10 protein-coding genes and 2 tRNA genes are annotated in these 14,730 nt (G+C 69.5%); 1 reads left to right on the top strand and 11 read right to left on the bottom strand.

The features are described 5' to 3' along the window. Positions 1-15: 15 nt before the first annotated feature. The 5 genes from BLV96_RS51010 to gltX all read right to left on the bottom strand — a co-directional run bounded on the left by BLV96_RS51010 (position 16) and on the right by gltX (position 3,531). The gene (locus BLV96_RS51010; RefSeq protein ID WP_244180886.1) at positions 16-663 is read right to left on the bottom strand and encodes a hypothetical protein; all 648 of its coding nucleotides are present in this window, start codon (positions 661-663) and stop codon (positions 16-18) included. A 155-nt stretch (positions 664-818) separates the two neighbouring features. Beyond that, positions 819-891: transfer RNA gene (locus BLV96_RS41865), tRNA-Glu, on the bottom strand. Positions 892-993: 102 nt separating this feature from the next. Beyond that, positions 994-1,065: transfer RNA gene (locus tag BLV96_RS41860), tRNA-Gln, on the bottom strand. Positions 1,066-1,115: 50 nt separating this feature from the next. After that, complete coding sequence (locus tag BLV96_RS41855) at positions 1,116-1,850, bottom strand: HAD family hydrolase (protein WP_208608477.1); 735 nt, start codon at positions 1,848-1,850, stop codon at positions 1,116-1,118. A gap of 202 nt (positions 1,851-2,052) precedes the next feature. Further along, on the bottom strand, positions 2,053-3,531 hold the full coding sequence (gltX, locus tag BLV96_RS41850) for a glutamate--tRNA ligase (protein ID WP_086676636.1): 1,479 nt from the start codon (positions 3,529-3,531) through the stop codon (positions 2,053-2,055). A 104-nt stretch (positions 3,532-3,635) separates the two neighbouring features. On the opposite strand from gltX, the gene BLV96_RS41845 reads away from it, so the two are divergent. After that, positions 3,636-4,877 carry an FAD-dependent oxidoreductase gene (locus BLV96_RS41845; protein ID WP_208608469.1) on the top strand — a complete coding sequence of 414 codons (1,242 nt, stop codon included), beginning with the start codon at positions 3,636-3,638 and terminating at the stop codon, positions 4,875-4,877. Here BLV96_RS41845 and BLV96_RS41840 read toward each other — a convergent pair. The 6 genes from BLV96_RS41840 to BLV96_RS41815 all read right to left on the bottom strand — a co-directional run bounded on the left by BLV96_RS41840 (position 4,874) and on the right by BLV96_RS41815 (position 14,687). Then, positions 4,874-5,644, bottom strand: coding sequence for a fumarylacetoacetate hydrolase family protein (locus tag BLV96_RS41840; RefSeq protein ID WP_086676634.1), 771 nt, complete (start codon positions 5,642-5,644; stop codon positions 4,874-4,876). The genes BLV96_RS41845 and BLV96_RS41840 overlap by 4 nt on opposite strands. 4 nt (positions 5,645-5,648) lie before the next feature. Beyond that, the gene (cimA, locus tag BLV96_RS41835; protein WP_086676633.1) at positions 5,649-7,280 is read right to left on the bottom strand and encodes a citramalate synthase; all 1,632 of its coding nucleotides are present in this window, start codon (positions 7,278-7,280) and stop codon (positions 5,649-5,651) included. Positions 7,281-7,535: 255 nt separating this feature from the next. Continuing rightward, entirely contained in the window at positions 7,536-8,576 is a 1,041-nt protein-coding gene (locus BLV96_RS41830) for a 3-isopropylmalate dehydrogenase (RefSeq protein ID WP_086676632.1), read from the bottom strand. Positions 8,577-8,805: 229 nt separating this feature from the next. Then, positions 8,806-12,168 carry a S8 family peptidase gene (locus tag BLV96_RS41825; RefSeq protein WP_167379912.1) on the bottom strand — a complete coding sequence of 1,121 codons (3,363 nt, stop codon included), beginning with the start codon at positions 12,166-12,168 and terminating at the stop codon, positions 8,806-8,808. Between the two features lie 230 nt (positions 12,169-12,398). Next, positions 12,399-13,997: a phosphoglycerate dehydrogenase gene (gene serA / locus BLV96_RS41820; protein WP_086676631.1), complete on the bottom strand. Its 1,599-nt coding sequence runs from the start codon at positions 13,995-13,997 to the stop codon at positions 12,399-12,401. A 126-nt stretch (positions 13,998-14,123) separates the two neighbouring features. Then, positions 14,124-14,687 carry a TetR/AcrR family transcriptional regulator gene (locus tag BLV96_RS41815; RefSeq protein WP_086676630.1) on the bottom strand — a complete coding sequence of 188 codons (564 nt, stop codon included), beginning with the start codon at positions 14,685-14,687 and terminating at the stop codon, positions 14,124-14,126. Between the last annotated feature and the right edge of the window lie 43 nt (positions 14,688-14,730).

Below are 14,730 nucleotides of genomic sequence, written 5' to 3'. Positions count from 1 at the left end.
GGCACCAAGCGCGGTTCACGCGACAGCGACACGTACAACCGCCATCCGCTCACCAAACGGAAGTACCTCCTCCGCGGGCGCGTGGTCCACAGCTGCGGGCGACGCATGACGGGCGACACCAAACCGAGGGGCGCGGCCTATTACCTCTGTTGGCCGCGGAAGAACAACTTGGCCACACCGCACCTCCACCCAGGACTGCCGGCTTCGGTGCGAGTGCGCGAGGACGAACTCCTCGAAGCCGTCTGCCGGTTCTACGCCGACCGGCTCTTCGGACCGGAGCGGCGAGCGATTCTGGAAACCGAGCTGGGCGGCGTCGATGGAACCGCGGCGCGGGAACGTGCGGCCGAGCGAACCCGCCAGCAGAAGCTCCTGGCCACGCTCGCGCGCCAGCAGGACTCCGTCCTGAAGCAGGCGTGCGAAGGCGATCCCGACGATCCGTTCACCCGCGGGCTGCGCCAGAGTTACAACGACCTCGAAAGCCGGAAAACCGCTTCGCTGGCCATCATCGAACAACTGGATGCTGCCGACCTGCCCGCTGAGCAGACTGCGACAGACCTCAGTCGGCTGGAAGCTCTTCCCTACCTCGCACTGAACCTGGCAAAGGCACCGCGAGAGCTGCTGTACGAGTTGTTCGAGGTCACCCGACTCGGCGTTCAGGTCCACGGGCGCGGGGATGAGGTGACGATCACGGTTAAACTACCTGGTGATCAGCTGCCCAAGACGGCGCAAGCCGCGGAAAGGATCTCCGACGCCATGGCATCCACAAACCAAAAAGCTGGACTGACCTGCGTCAGTCCAGCTTCGGTGGATGCTGCTTGTACCCCCGATGGGATTCGAACCCACGCTACCGGCGTGAGAGGCCGGCGTCCTAGGCCGCTAGACGACGGGGGCTTAGGATCTTTCCCTGGTTTCCCAGGGGCTTTTCTGTTTTTCTTGCTGGAGAGAACTTACCAGAGGCGATTTCTCGCTCTGCAAGGGGGTCACTCTCCGCAGCTGGGGTACCAGGACTCGAACCTAGACTAACTGGACCAGAACCAGTCGTGCTGCCAATTACACCATACCCCAGTGAGGTACCGCTCCGGCTTGGCCGGTTCAGCACCGCACGAGGAGAAATACTAGAGCACGCCGTTCCGCACCGTGAAAGCGGGGGTCCCACTCACCCGCTGGGCGGGGACGCCGATCGTCGCGTACTCCGAAACCAGCAGCTCAGGCAGCTCGGCCAGCCCCGTGACGCGGTGGACGCCCTCGGGGGCGCGCTCGCCGATCGAGTCGCGGTCGAGCCAGACCGCGCCGAGGCCCGCGTCGCGCGCGCCGATCGCGTCGGTGTCCAGTTTGTCGCCGACGTGGACCGCCTGGCTCGGTGCGCAGTCCAGGCCCAGGCAGACCGTGTGGAACATCACCGGATCGGGTTTCGCGACCCCGAGCTCGCCCGCGATGGCGACGTGGTCGAAGAACGGCGCCAGCCCCAGGTCGGCGATCTTCTTGCGCTGGTGGACACCGGAGGCGTTCGTCACGGCGGCCAGCATCAGGCCGGCCGCGCGCAGCCACTCCAGGCAGTCGAGGACGTCGTCGAACAGCTGCCACGAGTGGTCGAGCAGTTCTCTTCGGCGACGCTCGAACGAACTCACCTGCTCGGCGTCGGCGAGGATGCCGATCTCGGCGAGGAAGCAGTCGGTGCGCCGCTGGTGCATCGTCGCGTAGTCGATTTCGCCGGCGACGACGAGCGCGACGTGCTCTTCGGTGATCAGGTCCCACAGCGGCCACAGGTCGCCCCGGCCGGTCAGGATGTGGAGGCTGCGGCGGATCGCGGCCGTGCAGTCGATCAGCGTGTCATCGATGTCCAGGCACACCAAACGCAGCTGAGGCGGCGCCCAGGGCTCGGGCGCCGCCTCTGCGGGGGCGGTTCGCGACGGGGTCCGGGGTGCCAGGGCGAAATCCACCCAGTGAGGCTAGGGCAACCGCAGCGTTCGCGACGCTGCCAAAGAGGTGATTGCCGATCCCCTGTTCCGGCGCACCGGCTCTACTCCCAGTTGGCGAACCGTCTTCTTTCGGTTATCCGGCCAGTGCGCGACGAAGGCGTCCCAGTGAGACGTCGCGGCCGAGCAGCTCCATCGATTCGTACAGCGGAGGGGAAACCGTCCGTCCGGTCACGGCGACGCGAACCGGGGCGAAAGCCTTGCGGGGCTTGAGACCCAGACCGTCCACAAGGGCGTCTTTGAGCGCCTGCTCGATGGCCTCGGTCTCCCACGACGGCAGCGCTTCGAGGGCTTCGACCGCCGCGGTGAGCACCGGCTGTGCGGCCTCGCCGAGGTTCTTCGCCGCCGCGTCTTCTTCCGGCGCGAAAGCGTCCTCGTCGGTGAACAGGAAACGCACCATGGGCGCCGCGTCCGAAAGCACCGTGACGCGCTCCTGCACCAGCGGCGCGATCGCGTCCAACCGGGCCAGCTGCTGCTCGTTCGGCGATTCCGGAAGGACACCGGCGGTGACGAGGTACGGCGTGACGCGCGTGACGAACTCGGCCGCCGGCAGCGCCCGCACGTGCGTGCCGTTGATCGCTTCGGCCTTCTTGAGGTCGAAGCGCGCCGGGTTGGCGCTGACCTTGGTGACGTCGAAGGCGGCGATCATCTCCTCGACGCTGAAGACGTCGCGGTCGTCGGCGATCGACCAGCCGAGCAGGGCCAGGTAGTTGAGCAGGCCCTCGCGGATGAAGCCGCGGTCGCGGTAGTTGAAGAGGTTCGAGGAAGGGTCGCGTTTGGACAGTTTCTTGTTGCCCTCGCCCATGACGTACGGCAGGTGGCCGAACCGCGGCGTGAACTCCGCGACGCCGACGCGCTCCAGCGCGGCGTAGAGCGCCAGCTGGCGGGGCGTCGAGGGCAGCAGGTCCTCGCCGCGCAGCACGTGCGTGATCTTCATCAGCGCGTCGTCGACCGGGTTGGTCAGCGTGTACAGCGGCTCGCCGTTGGCGCGCACGAGCACCGGGTCCGGGATCGTGTTCGCCGGGAAGTTGATGTCCCCGCGGACCAGGTCGGTCCAGCCGAGGTCGGTGTCCGGCATGCGCAGCCGCAGCACCGGCGCGCGGCCCTCGGCGCGGAACGCGGCGATCTGCTCGCCGGTGAGGTCGCGGTCGAAGTTGTCGTAGCCCAGCTTCGGGTCCAGGCCGGCCGCCTTGCGCCGCGCCTCGACCTCCTCGTTGGTCGAGAACGCTTCGTACAGCTCCCCCGCTTCGAGGAGCTTCGCGGCGACGTCGGCGTAGATCGCGCGCCGCTCGCTCTGGCGGTACGGCCCGTACTCGCCGCCCGCTTCGGGGCCCTCGTCCCAGTCGATGCCGAGCCAGCGGAGGCCGTCGAGCAGCTGCTCGTAGGACTCCTGCGAGTCGCGCGCGGCGTCGGTGTCTTCGATCCGGAACACCAGTTGACCCTGGTTGTGCCGGGCGAAGGCCCAGTTGAACAGCGCCGTGCGGATCAGCCCGACGTGCGGGGTGCCGGTCGGCGAAGGACAGAAGCGCGCGCGAACCACCGATGTCTCACTCATAGCCCGATCAGCGTATCCGTCGCCACATCGCTTGACGCCGGGGACCGGCCGGGTGCATCCTCGGTTTATTCAACAAGCGATGAATAGATGGGGAGATGGTGGAGATGACCGAGCGCACGGGCTGCGTCGTCATCGGTGGCGGGCCCGCCGGGATGGTCACGGGACTCCTGCTGGCGCGGGCCGGCGTCGAGGTGACGGTGCTGGAGAAGCACGCGGATTTCCTGCGTGACTTCCGCGGGGACACGGTCCACCCGTCGACGCTCACGCTGCTCGACGAGCTGGGCCTCGGCGAAAAGTTCCACGCGCTGCCGCACAGCGAGCTGACCGCGGCGGGCTTCCCGGAGGAGGACGGCACGCTGATGAAGCTGGCCGACTTCACCCGGCTGAAGGTCCCCCACCCGTACATCGCGATGGTGCCGCAGTGGGACTTCCTCGACCTGCTCGCCGAAAGCGCGCGCAAGGAGCCGACGTTCGTCCAGCGCATGGAGACCGAGTGCACCGGCCTGGTCCGCGAACACGGCCGCGTCGCCGGCATCACCTACCGCACGGCGACCGGCGAGACCGGCGAAATCCGTGCCGACCTGGTGATCGCGGCCGACGGACGCTGGTCGCTGGCGCGTCGCGAAGCCGGCCTGGTGCCGCGCGAGTACGACTGCCCGTTCGACGTCTGGTGGTTCCGGCTCTCCCGTGGCGAAGACGAGGCCGGGAACATGCTGCTGCCGAAGATGCGGGACCGCCGGTTCGCGGTGCCGCTCCCCCGGCCCGACTTCTACCAGGTCGCCTACCTCGCGCCGAAGGGCGAAGACCTGCGCAAGCAAGGCATCGAAGCGTTCCGCGAGAACGTCACGCAGATCTGCCCCGAGTTCCACGACCGCGTGCACGAACTCGAGACGATGGACGACGTCAAGTTCCTCGACGTGCGGCTCAACCTGCTGCGCGAGTGGCACGTCGACGGGCTGCTCTGCATCGGCGACGCGGCGCACGCGATGTCGCCGATCGGCGGGGTCGGCATCAACCTGGCGGTGCAGGACGCGGTCGCGGCGGCGACGCTGCTGGCCGAGCCGCTGCGCCGGGGCCGGCCCACACCGGCCGAGCTGGCGAGGGTGCGCTCGCGGCGGCTCGCGCCGACGTTGCTGGTGCAGGGGCTGCAGCGCCTGATGCACCGGACCGTCGTGCGCGGGGTGATGAGCGGCAAGCGCAACGGCCCGCCGCTGCCGATGATCAAGGCGTTCGCGCGCTTCCCGCGGCTGTCGTACTTCCCGGCCCGGCTCCTCGGCCTCGGGCTGCGGCCGGAGCACGCTCCGGCGTTCGCCCGGCGGCCGATGGAGCCGGCGCTGAAGAACTAGACGTTCTCGACCGGGTTGGTCAGGGTGCCGATGCCTTCGATGGTGATCGAGACGCTCTGGCCGCCCTCGATCGGGCCGACACCTTCGGGGGTACCGGTGAGGATGACGTCGCCGGGCAGCAGCGTCATCACGCCGGAGACGAACTCGACCAGCTCGGGGATCTTGTGGACGAGGTCGGACGTGCGGCCGTCCTGCTTGAGCTCGCCGTCGACCTCGGCCTTGAGCGCGAGGTCGGAGGCGTCGAGCGACGTCTCGATCCACGGGCCGAGCGGGCAGAACGTGTCGAAGCCCTTGGCGCGGCCCCACTGGCCGTCGGACTTCTGCAGGTCGCGCGCGCTGACGTCGTTGGCGACCGTGTAGCCGAGGATCGCGCTCGCGGCGCGCGCGGCGGGCACGTTCTTCACCGGCTGGCCGATGACGATGGCCAGCTCGCCCTCGAAGTCCACCCGGCCGACGCCCGACGGACGCCGGATGGGCGCGTTGGGGCCGACGACCGTGGTGGACGGCTTGAGGAACAGCATCGGGGCGCTGGGCACCTCGTTGCCGAACTCGGCCGCGTGCTTGGCGTAGTTGCGGCCGACGGCGATCACCTTGGACGGCAGGATCGGCGCGAGCAACCGGACGTCGGCCAGCGGCCACCGCTTGCCGGTGAAGTTGGGGTTGCCGAACGGGTGCTCGGCGATTTCCAGGACCTGGGCGTCGTCACCGTCCCCTTCGACCGAAGCGAACGCGACTCCACCGGGATGAGCAATACGGGCTAGGCGCACGGCGTCAGTCTACGTCCGCCTGAGCCGTGACCGGGGCCACGGTGGTGCTCTTGTGGACGAGTGCGTCACAGAGGGCGAGCCAGCTGGCCTCGACGATGTTGCCGTGCACGCCGACGGTGGTCCACTCGCGTTCGCCGTCGGTGCTCTCGACCAGCACGCGCGTGACGGCGTCGGTGCCCGGGTGGCCCTGCAGGATGCGGACCTTGTAGTCGGCGAGCTCCACACTGTCCAACCAGGACAGGTGCGGGCTCAGCGCCTTCCGGAGGGCAGCGTCGAGGGCGTGCACCGGGCCGATGCCCTCGGCGGTCGCGATGACGCGCTGGCCGCCGACGTGCACCTTGACCGTGGCTTCGGACACGACCTCGGCGTCGGCGCGGTGGTCGAGGACCACGCGGTAGGACTCGAGCTCGAACGGCGCTTCGGTGGGCACGTCGGCCTCGTGGCGCAGCAGGAGTTCTAGGGAGGCGTCGGCGGCCTCGAAGGACCAGCCTTCGGATTCGAGGCGCTTGACCTTGGTGATGGCGCTCGTCAGCGCTTCGGGCCGGCCGGCAAGGTCGACCCCGAGCTCACGTCCCTTGAGCTCGAGGCTGGCCCTGCCGGCCATCTCCGTGACCAGTACCCGCATGTCGTTGCCGACGGATGACGGATCGATGTGGTTGTACAGCAACGGATCCACCTTGATCGCGCTCGCGTGCAGTCCCGCCTTGTGGGCGAAGGCCGACGCCCCTACGTAAGCCTGGTGGGTGTAGGGGGCGAGGTTGGCGATTTCGGCAAGGGCATGGGAGACCCGGGTGAGCTCGGCGGCGCCTCCGGTCGGGAGGACGTCCATGCCGAGCTTGGTCACGAGGTTCCCTGTCACGGCGAAGAGGTCGGCGTTGCCGGCCCGTTCGCCGTAACCGTTGGCGGTGCACTGGACGTGCGTCACGCCGGCCTGCACCGCGGCGACGGAGTTCGCCACGGCGCAGGAAGTGTCGTCTTGGCAGTGGATTCCGAGCCGGAATCCGGTTTTCTCCTTGATGGTCCGGACGGTTTCGGCGAGGCCCAGCGGGAGCTGGCCACCGTTGGTGTCGCACAGGACGAGGACGTCGGCACCCGCGTGCGCGGCGGCGTCGAGGACCTTGAGGGAAGTTTCGGGAGAGAAGGCGTAGCCGTCGAAGAAGTGCTCGGCGTCGAGGAAGACGCGCCGGCCTTCCTTGACGAGGAAGGCGACGGTGTCGCGGACCATGGCACAGGCTTCGTCGACGTCGACGCGGAGGGCGCGTTCGATGTGCCGCAGATCGGACTTCGCGACGAGCGTGACGACGGGGGCTTCGCTGGCGAGCAGGGCCCGGACCTGCGGATCGGCTTCGGCGGTGGTGCCGGCCTTGCGCGTCGCCCCGAAGGCGACGAGGGCGGCGTGGGCGAGTTTCAGTTCGCCTTTCGCGGCGCGGGCGAAGAATTCCGTGTCCTTGGGGAGAGCCCCGGGCCAGCCGCCCTCGATGAACCCGACGCCGAGCTCGTCCAGCAGCCGCGCGACGGCGAGCTTGTCCTGGACGGAGTAGGAGATGCCCTCGCGCTGAGCACCGTCGCGCAGCGTCGTGTCGTAGAGGTGGAAGGCATCGCCGAGCGGGGTATCGGCGGGCTCCTGGCGGGTCACGGTCTTCTCCCAATCGTTTCGTGGCAACAAAAAAACCTCCCGCATGGGTGCGAGAGGTTGCGCGCCGGGGGCTCTTGTGGAGCTATCGTCCGGCGCGCTCGATGATAATGATCGCGAAGCTGGTCACGGTCGCATCATGCCACAGGGGTTCGGAGGAAGTCCACAAGATGGGTCAAGCTCCCACCATCCGGGAACACCGCGCACACGAAAAAGCCCCGCACCACCGGGGTGCGAGGCTCTTCCGAAAGCGAAACCTCAGCCGGCCGTCCGAACATTGGACGAGACCAAAGCCGCCAACCGATCCCCGATAGCGGTCGTAGCCCCCGGCGAAGCCTGATCCCGGGTAGCCAGATCGAAAGCCACGGAGGCCTCGATCCGCCGAGCCGACTCCTTCTGACCCAAGTGGTCCAGCAGCAGCGAAACCGACAACACCGCGGCCGTCGGGTCAGCCAGCCCCTGCCCGGCGATGTCCGGAGCCGACCCGTGCACCGGCTCGAACATGCTCGGGTTCCGCCGGGTGATGTCCAGGTTCCCGCTCGCCGCCAACCCGATCCCACCGGTCACCGCGGCCGCCAGGTCCGTGATGATGTCGCCGAACAGGTTGTCCGTCACGATCACGTCGAACCGGGACGGGTCGGTCACCAGGTGGATCGTCGCCGCGTCCACGTGCGAGTAGGCGACCGTCACCTCCGGGTGCTCCAGCGAGACCTCTTCGACGATCCGAGACCACAGCGAACCCGCGTACTCGAGCACGTTGGTCTTGTGCACCAGCGTCAGGTGCTTGCGGGGCCGGCCCTCGGCGCGGTTGAACGCGTCCGCGACCACGCGGCGGATGCCGAACGCCGTGTTGACGCTGACCTCCGTCGCGATCTCGTGCTCCGTGTCCTTGCGCAGCAGGCCACCAGTACCCGCGTACGGGCCTTCGGTCCCTTCGCGCACCACGACCATGTCGACGTCGCCGGCGTCGGCCAGCGGGCCCCGGACACCCGGGTACAGCCGCGCCGGGCGCAGGTTGACGTGGTGGTCCATCTCGAACCGCAGGCGCAGCAGCAGGCCGCGCTCGAGGATGCCGCTCGGCACCGACGGGTCGCCCACCGCGCCCAGCAGGATCGCGTCGTGCTGGCGGAGTTCGCCGAGCACCGACTCCGGGAGCAACTCACCGGTCGCGTGCCACCGCGCGGCGCCGAGGTCGTAGTTCGTGATCTCCGCCGTCGGTACTACCTCGCCGAGCACCTTCAGCGCCTCGGAGACCACCTCGGGCCCGATCCCGTCTCCTGGGATCACCGCGAGCCGCATCCACACACCTCCGTCGACGAGGCCACCGGATGCACCGATGGCCCACCGCAACAAAACGCCAGCAGCCGGAAGGTTACCGGCCGTAGACAAACGGCCGTAGCCGCACCACCCTTATGCCGCATCCTCCCGCAGGGTGAGACACCCAATCGGGTGAATACGAGCAGGGGCGCCCCCGGTGGATACCCACCGGAGACGCCCCTGATGCTGCATGGATCGATCTTGTCACGACCTAGCGACGACCGGCCCCGATCGGCTGACGGTCGTTCCCCGGCCGGGCGCCCTGGGCGGAATCCACCTTGACCACGTTCGCCCGGTTGCCCGCGGCGTTGTGGTGCTCGATGGCGAGCAGCCCGAGTGCGTTGTCGGCCGCGGCCGAGGCCGCGTTCCGGTTGACGACCAGCGCCGTGCCCGGCTTCGCGACGTAGCCCAGCGCGGCGTCGCCGCCACCCTGCACCGAGTAGCCCGGCGCGAGCGCGTCGAACGAAAGCGGCGTGCCGACGTAGTCGATCAGCCCGTTCGTCGTGCCCGGCGCGACGTAGAAACCGCTCACGCCCACCGTGTAGGCGATGCGGTGGCTGTCGGCGCTCGCGTCGATGCCCAGCGCGGCCAGCGAAACCGGCAGCGTGATCACGTTCGTGTCGAACACGTTGGTGTCCACGTCGCCGAGCTGCCCGTTGACGGCCTGGACGTCCACCTGCGGGAAGCCCGGGGTCAGCGCGACCGTGACGGCCAGCAGCACGTCCGTGGACGTCGCCTTGGTCACGTAGGTCTCGAAGTCCGGCGTCCCGTCCCCGGTGGTGTCGATGTCGACGAACGGCGAGGTGTTGCTGCCGATGTTCGCCCAGTCGCCCCAGGTGGACAGGCCGAACGCGAGGACCGCGTTCTCCGGCTCACCCTGCTCCTTCGCCAGCGGCGCGGTGGACGCCGCACCGATGTAGCGGAGGTCGCCGCCCTTGGCCGTCTTGTTCACCGTGCAGTCGGTGACCACGTCCGCGTCGCACTCGGGCAGCTGCGGGGACTCCGCCTGCAGCTCGAGCACGCTGATCAGCGAGCGGTACCGCTGCGCGCCACTGCCCTGGTCGACGCCCTTGCCGCTCAGGTTCAGCACGGCCTGCGTGGCGTCCGGCGCGAACTTCACCGACTGCGGCGTCGAAATCGTCGACACCGGCTTCGGCGCCGAGTAGACCGACACGCGCAGCGGCACCTTCGCCCCGCTCACCGGCGTGAAGGCGACCCGGCCGGACGCGTCCGCGACGAACTGCCGCGCCAGGCCGGCCTGGGTGGCCTGCATGGTCGGGTCCATGACCTTGCGCAGCGCCTTGGGGTCGGTGATCTTCAGCGTCACCTTGACCTTGGCGGTGCCGCGCGGGGTCAGCTTCACCGTCGGCTTGTCCACTGTGTACTCGACGCCGGGCAGCGCGTTGACCGCCTGGTAGGCCACCGAATACTCGGCCGCCGTGACGCCCTTGTTGACGAGCTTGATCGTCTTCGACAGCGTCACCGGCCCGGACGCCTCGACCGTGCCGAAGCTGACGCTCACCGCGCCCGGGTCGTCGACGACGTAGGCGAGCACCTGGTTGTCCAGCGCCGCCTTGGCGTCGATCCGGCCGCTGCCGACGCGCTGCGGCGCGTAGGTGTGGCCCGCGCCGTCGGAGACGTCGTGGCCGGCGGTGTCGATGACCGACGCCTTGACCTCCTCGACCGACCAGTCCGGGTGGGACTGGCGGACCAGCGCCGTGATGCCCGCGGTGTGCGGAGCCGCCATCGAGGTGCCGCTCAGGACCGTCCGGCCGTTGCCGCTGCCGCGGAACGCCGAGGTGATCGTGTCACCCGGCGCGGCGACGTCCGGCTTGAGCGCCGGGCCGCGGGTGCCGCGCGAGGTGAACGAGCTCGGGGTGTCCACGATCGTCTTGTCGTAGGTCTGGATCGACGCGCGCCCGGTGCCGTAGAGCCGGACCTGCAGCGTGCCCGCGGTCAGCGCCGCGCGCAGCGTCTTGGTCGCCGAACCGGTGAACTGGAACATCGGGATCGCCGCGTTGCCCGCGATGCCCGCGCTGAAGTGCTCCAAAGTGGACGAAAGCAGCGCACCCTTGGCCCCGGCCGCCTGCGCGTTGTTGGCGCGGGCCGCCGAACCGCAGGCGCGGGTCGAGTCGTTGTCGTCCCACTCCAGCCAGACGAACTTGCCGGCGGCCTTCGCCTTGTCCTCGGCGGAGTACGGCGCGCAGCCCGCGCTGTTCGACGCCGACAGCGTGACGACCGGCGCGGTCAGGTTCAGCGTGTCGTAGCCGGTGTAGTTCTGGCTGTACTGCCCGGTCTTCTGGCCCGCGGCCGTCGTGGGCGCCTTGACCTCGGCGGCGTCGCGCAGGATGCCCGCGTCGCGCGTGCTGGCGACGGTGAGCGCCTCGGGGGTGTTGCCCGGAGAACCGGCGATGTCGTTGATGTCGCCGCCGTTGCCCGCTGAGATCACCGGCAGCACGTTGTTCGCGGCGAGCTTGCGCACGAACAGCGAGTCCGGGTCGTCCGGCGCGCCGAAGTCGGAGCCGAGCGAGAGGTTGACGATGTCGAGGTGGTCGGTGAAGTCGCCGTCGCCGTCCGGGTCGAGCGCCCAGTCCAGCGCCTGCGAGGTGACGTTCGTCGAACCGGCGCAGCCGAACACCTTGATGGCGTAGAGGAGCGACTTCGGCGCCGTGCCCGGGCCGATCTGCATCGCGTCGACCTTCTTGGCGTCCAGCTTCTTGTAGTCGCCCTTGAAGGTCTTGCCGTCCGCGGTGACGCCGAAGCCGCCGATGGTGCCGGCGACGTGCGTGCCGTGCTCACCGCAGGCCAGCGGGTTCGGGTCCGGCTTCGGGGTGGTCTTGCCGGCCGTCGCGGCGTCGTAGTCGTCACCGACGAGGTCGGTGCCGCCGACGACCTTGGCGCTCGGGAAGAGGGGGGTCGGCTTGGTGCTGTCGACGCTCTTGTAGGCGGCCTGCGTGCCGGGGCCGCCGAAGTCGGCGTGGGTGTAGTCGATGCCGTCGTCGATGACGCCGACGCGGACGCCGTCGCCGAACTTGCCGGTCTGCTGCCACGCGGCGAGCGTGTTGGTCAGCTGCTCGGCGCTGGCGTTGGTGCGGGTCTTCGGCACGACCGTGCGCACCGAAACGACGTCCGCGCGCTTCGCGACTTCGCGCAGCTTCGCGGCGTCGGCCGTGACGACCACGCCGGGGACGGCGTTGGCGGTCTGGGTGACGACCTGCGGCTTGGCGTCGGCCGAACGCAGCTGGCCCAGCACCGAGTTCACCGCGGCCGCGGTGTCGTCCTTCGCGACCCGGGCGGCGCGCTTGGCGGCCTCCTTGCCCTGCGGCTGCGCGGACGTGAACGCGTCGACGGCGGGCTTCTTCGCCAGCTCGACGAACGCGGTGACGCGGCCCTGCGCGGCACCGAGCCGGGGCGAAACCTTGCCCTGCAGCTTGGCGTCGTCGATCTTCGCCGGCGCCACTGGATCGGCGAGCGGGGCATCAGCCGCGCTCGCGACCGGCGCTCCCAGCGCGGCGGCGAGCACCACGGCGAAGGCCGCCGTGGTCGCGCGCGCGGGTAGGCGGGATCTGCTCATCAGTCGGCCCCTTACCCGAGGTCTGGACCCGAACCTGCCTGCCGCTCCTGGCACCCCCGACGGTGAAGCGCGGCACAGCGCCGTGCCCTCGACGGCGCGTGGTTCAACCTCGCGGGGAGAACTTAATGCCCCAAAACACCTACTTACGTAGGCAAAGGACTCCGTTACGTGAATGTGATTGCACAAGAAGGCCCCCTGCCGAGTGACAGGGGGCCTTCGAAAGTGTTACGTCAGTTGAAGTCGACCGCACGGATCGTGTGCGCCCCGACCGAGGCGCCGATCGGCTCCAGCAGGTGCGCGTCGATGTGGCGGTCGACGCGCAGCAGCATCACCGCGTCCGACCCGTCGGTCGTCTGGCTGATCTGCGCGGCCTCGATGTTGATGCCCGCCTCGCCGAGCAGCGTGCCGACGCGGCCCATGACGCCCGGCCGGTCGCCGTACTCGACCAGCAGGACCGTGCCCTCGGCACGCAGGTCGAACCCGCGGCCGTTGACCTCGACCAGCTTCTCGGTCTCGTCCTTGCCGGTGACCGAACCGGACACCGTCAGCACCTGGCCGTCCGCGTGCACCGCGCGCACCGTGACCAGGCTGCGGAACTTGGGGCTCTCCGACTCGGTCTCCAGCTCGACCTGCACGCCCAGCTTCTCCGCCAGCTGCGGCGCGTTGACGAACGTGACCTGGTCCTCGACCACGCCGGTGAACACCCCGCGCAGCGCCGCCAGCTGCAGCACGCCGGTGTCCTCGCTGGTCAGCTCGCCCTTGACCTGCACGGTCACCGACGTCGGCGCCTTCGGGTTCAGGGCGGTGAGCAGCTGGCCGAGCTTCTGGGTCAGCAGCAGGTACGGGCGGACGTGCTCGCCGACCGCGCCGCCGCCGGAGACGTTCACCGCGTCCGGCACGAAGTCGCCGCGCAGGGCCAGCAGCACCGACCGGGCGACGTCCGTGCCCGCGCGGTCCTGCGCCTCGGCCGTCGACGCGCCCAGGTGCGGCGTCACGACGACGTTCTCCAGCTCGAACAGCGGGCTGGACGTGGTCGGCTCGGTGACGAAGACGTCGATGCCGGCACCGCCGACGTGACCCGAGCGCAGCGCGTCGGCCAGGTCCTCTTCGACGATCAGCCCGCCGCGGGCGGCGTTCACGATGATGACGCCCGGCTTGGTCTTCTTCAGCGCCTCGGCGTCGATGAGGCCCTTGGTCTCCGGCGTCTTCGGCAGGTGGATGGAAATGGCGTCGGCCCGCGAAAGCAGCTCGTCGAGGGTGACGAGCTCGATGCCGAGCTGGCCCGCGCGCGCGGCCGAGACGTAGGGGTCGTAGGCGATGATCTTGGTGTCGAACGCGGCGAGGCGCTGGGCGAACAGCTGGCCGATCTTGCCGAGGCCGACCACGCCGATCGTCTTGCCCTGCAGTTCGACGCCGGAGAACGAGCTGCGCTTCCACTCGCCACCGCGCAGGCTCTGGCTGGCGGCCGGGACGCGGCGCGCGACGGCCAGCAGCAGCGCGACGGCGTGCTCGGCGGCGGAAACGATGTTCGACGTCGGCGCGTTGACGACCAGGACCCCGCGCTCGGTGGCGGCGGGCACCTCGACGTTGTCGAGGCCGACGCCGGCGCGGGCGACGACCTTCAGCTGGGTCGTGGCGCCGAGGACCTCGGCGTCGACCTGGGTGGCGGAGCGGACCAGCAGCGCGTCGGCGCTCTTCACCGCCTCGAGCAGCGCGGACCGGTCCGTGCCGTCGACGTGCCGGACCTCCACCTCGTCACCGAAGACGCTCAGCACGGAGGGGGCGAGCTTCTCCGCGATGAGGACGACGGGCTTATTGGGCTTGCTCACGATGCGGCTCCCACTATCTGGTCAAATTCCAGGACGCTCTGTGTCGACAAAGGGTCTCAGCACGCCGTTGTGCCCCGGTCGAGGCGGAGTTTAACCCGCAGGGCGGCCCGCTGGCTTCTCCCGGTGTTAACTCACCCGTAATCCCTCGAAAACAAGAGCCAGGAGGCGTTGCATGCCCCCCGGGCCGGGCAGGTGCCCACCCGCCCAGGATGCCGCGTGCAGCAAGAGAAGGAGCTCGTGCGTGGTGACGTCGGGGCGCAGTTCGCCGGCACGCTTCGCGCGTTCCACCAGATGGGAACCGGCCTCGCGCATCGCATGGCACGATTCGTACAACCGGGACGTTTCGTCGCTGAGCGCGTCGGCGGTGAGTTCGACCAGGCCGCGGAACGTGCCGGTGGCGTCGCCGAGCCCGGCCAGCCAGGTCTGCAGCGCGTTCAGCGGTTCCGGGTGGGTCAGCAGTTCGCGCGCCCGCTCGGCCTGACCGTCGAACCGGGCCCGCAGCAGCGTTTCGAGCAAAGCCTCCCGCGTCGGGAAGTGCCGGTAGAGCGTGCCGATGCCGACCCCCGCACGGCGCGCGATGTCTTCCAGCGACGCGTCGACGCCGTGCTCGGCGAAGGCACGCTGCGCCTCCGCGAGCAGGCGCTCGTAGTTGCGGCGGGCGTCCGCGCGCATCGGCTTGACTTCGGTCATCGCCCTTCCGACCCTACCGGGTAGCCAATCGGAGGCTGCCTCC

It is taken from the genome of Amycolatopsis pretoriensis (genome assembly GCF_900107925.1).
GTDB lineage: Bacteria > Actinomycetota > Actinomycetes > Mycobacteriales > Pseudonocardiaceae > Amycolatopsis > Amycolatopsis pretoriensis.
This window is presented reverse-complemented; position numbering and strand designations above follow the sequence as displayed.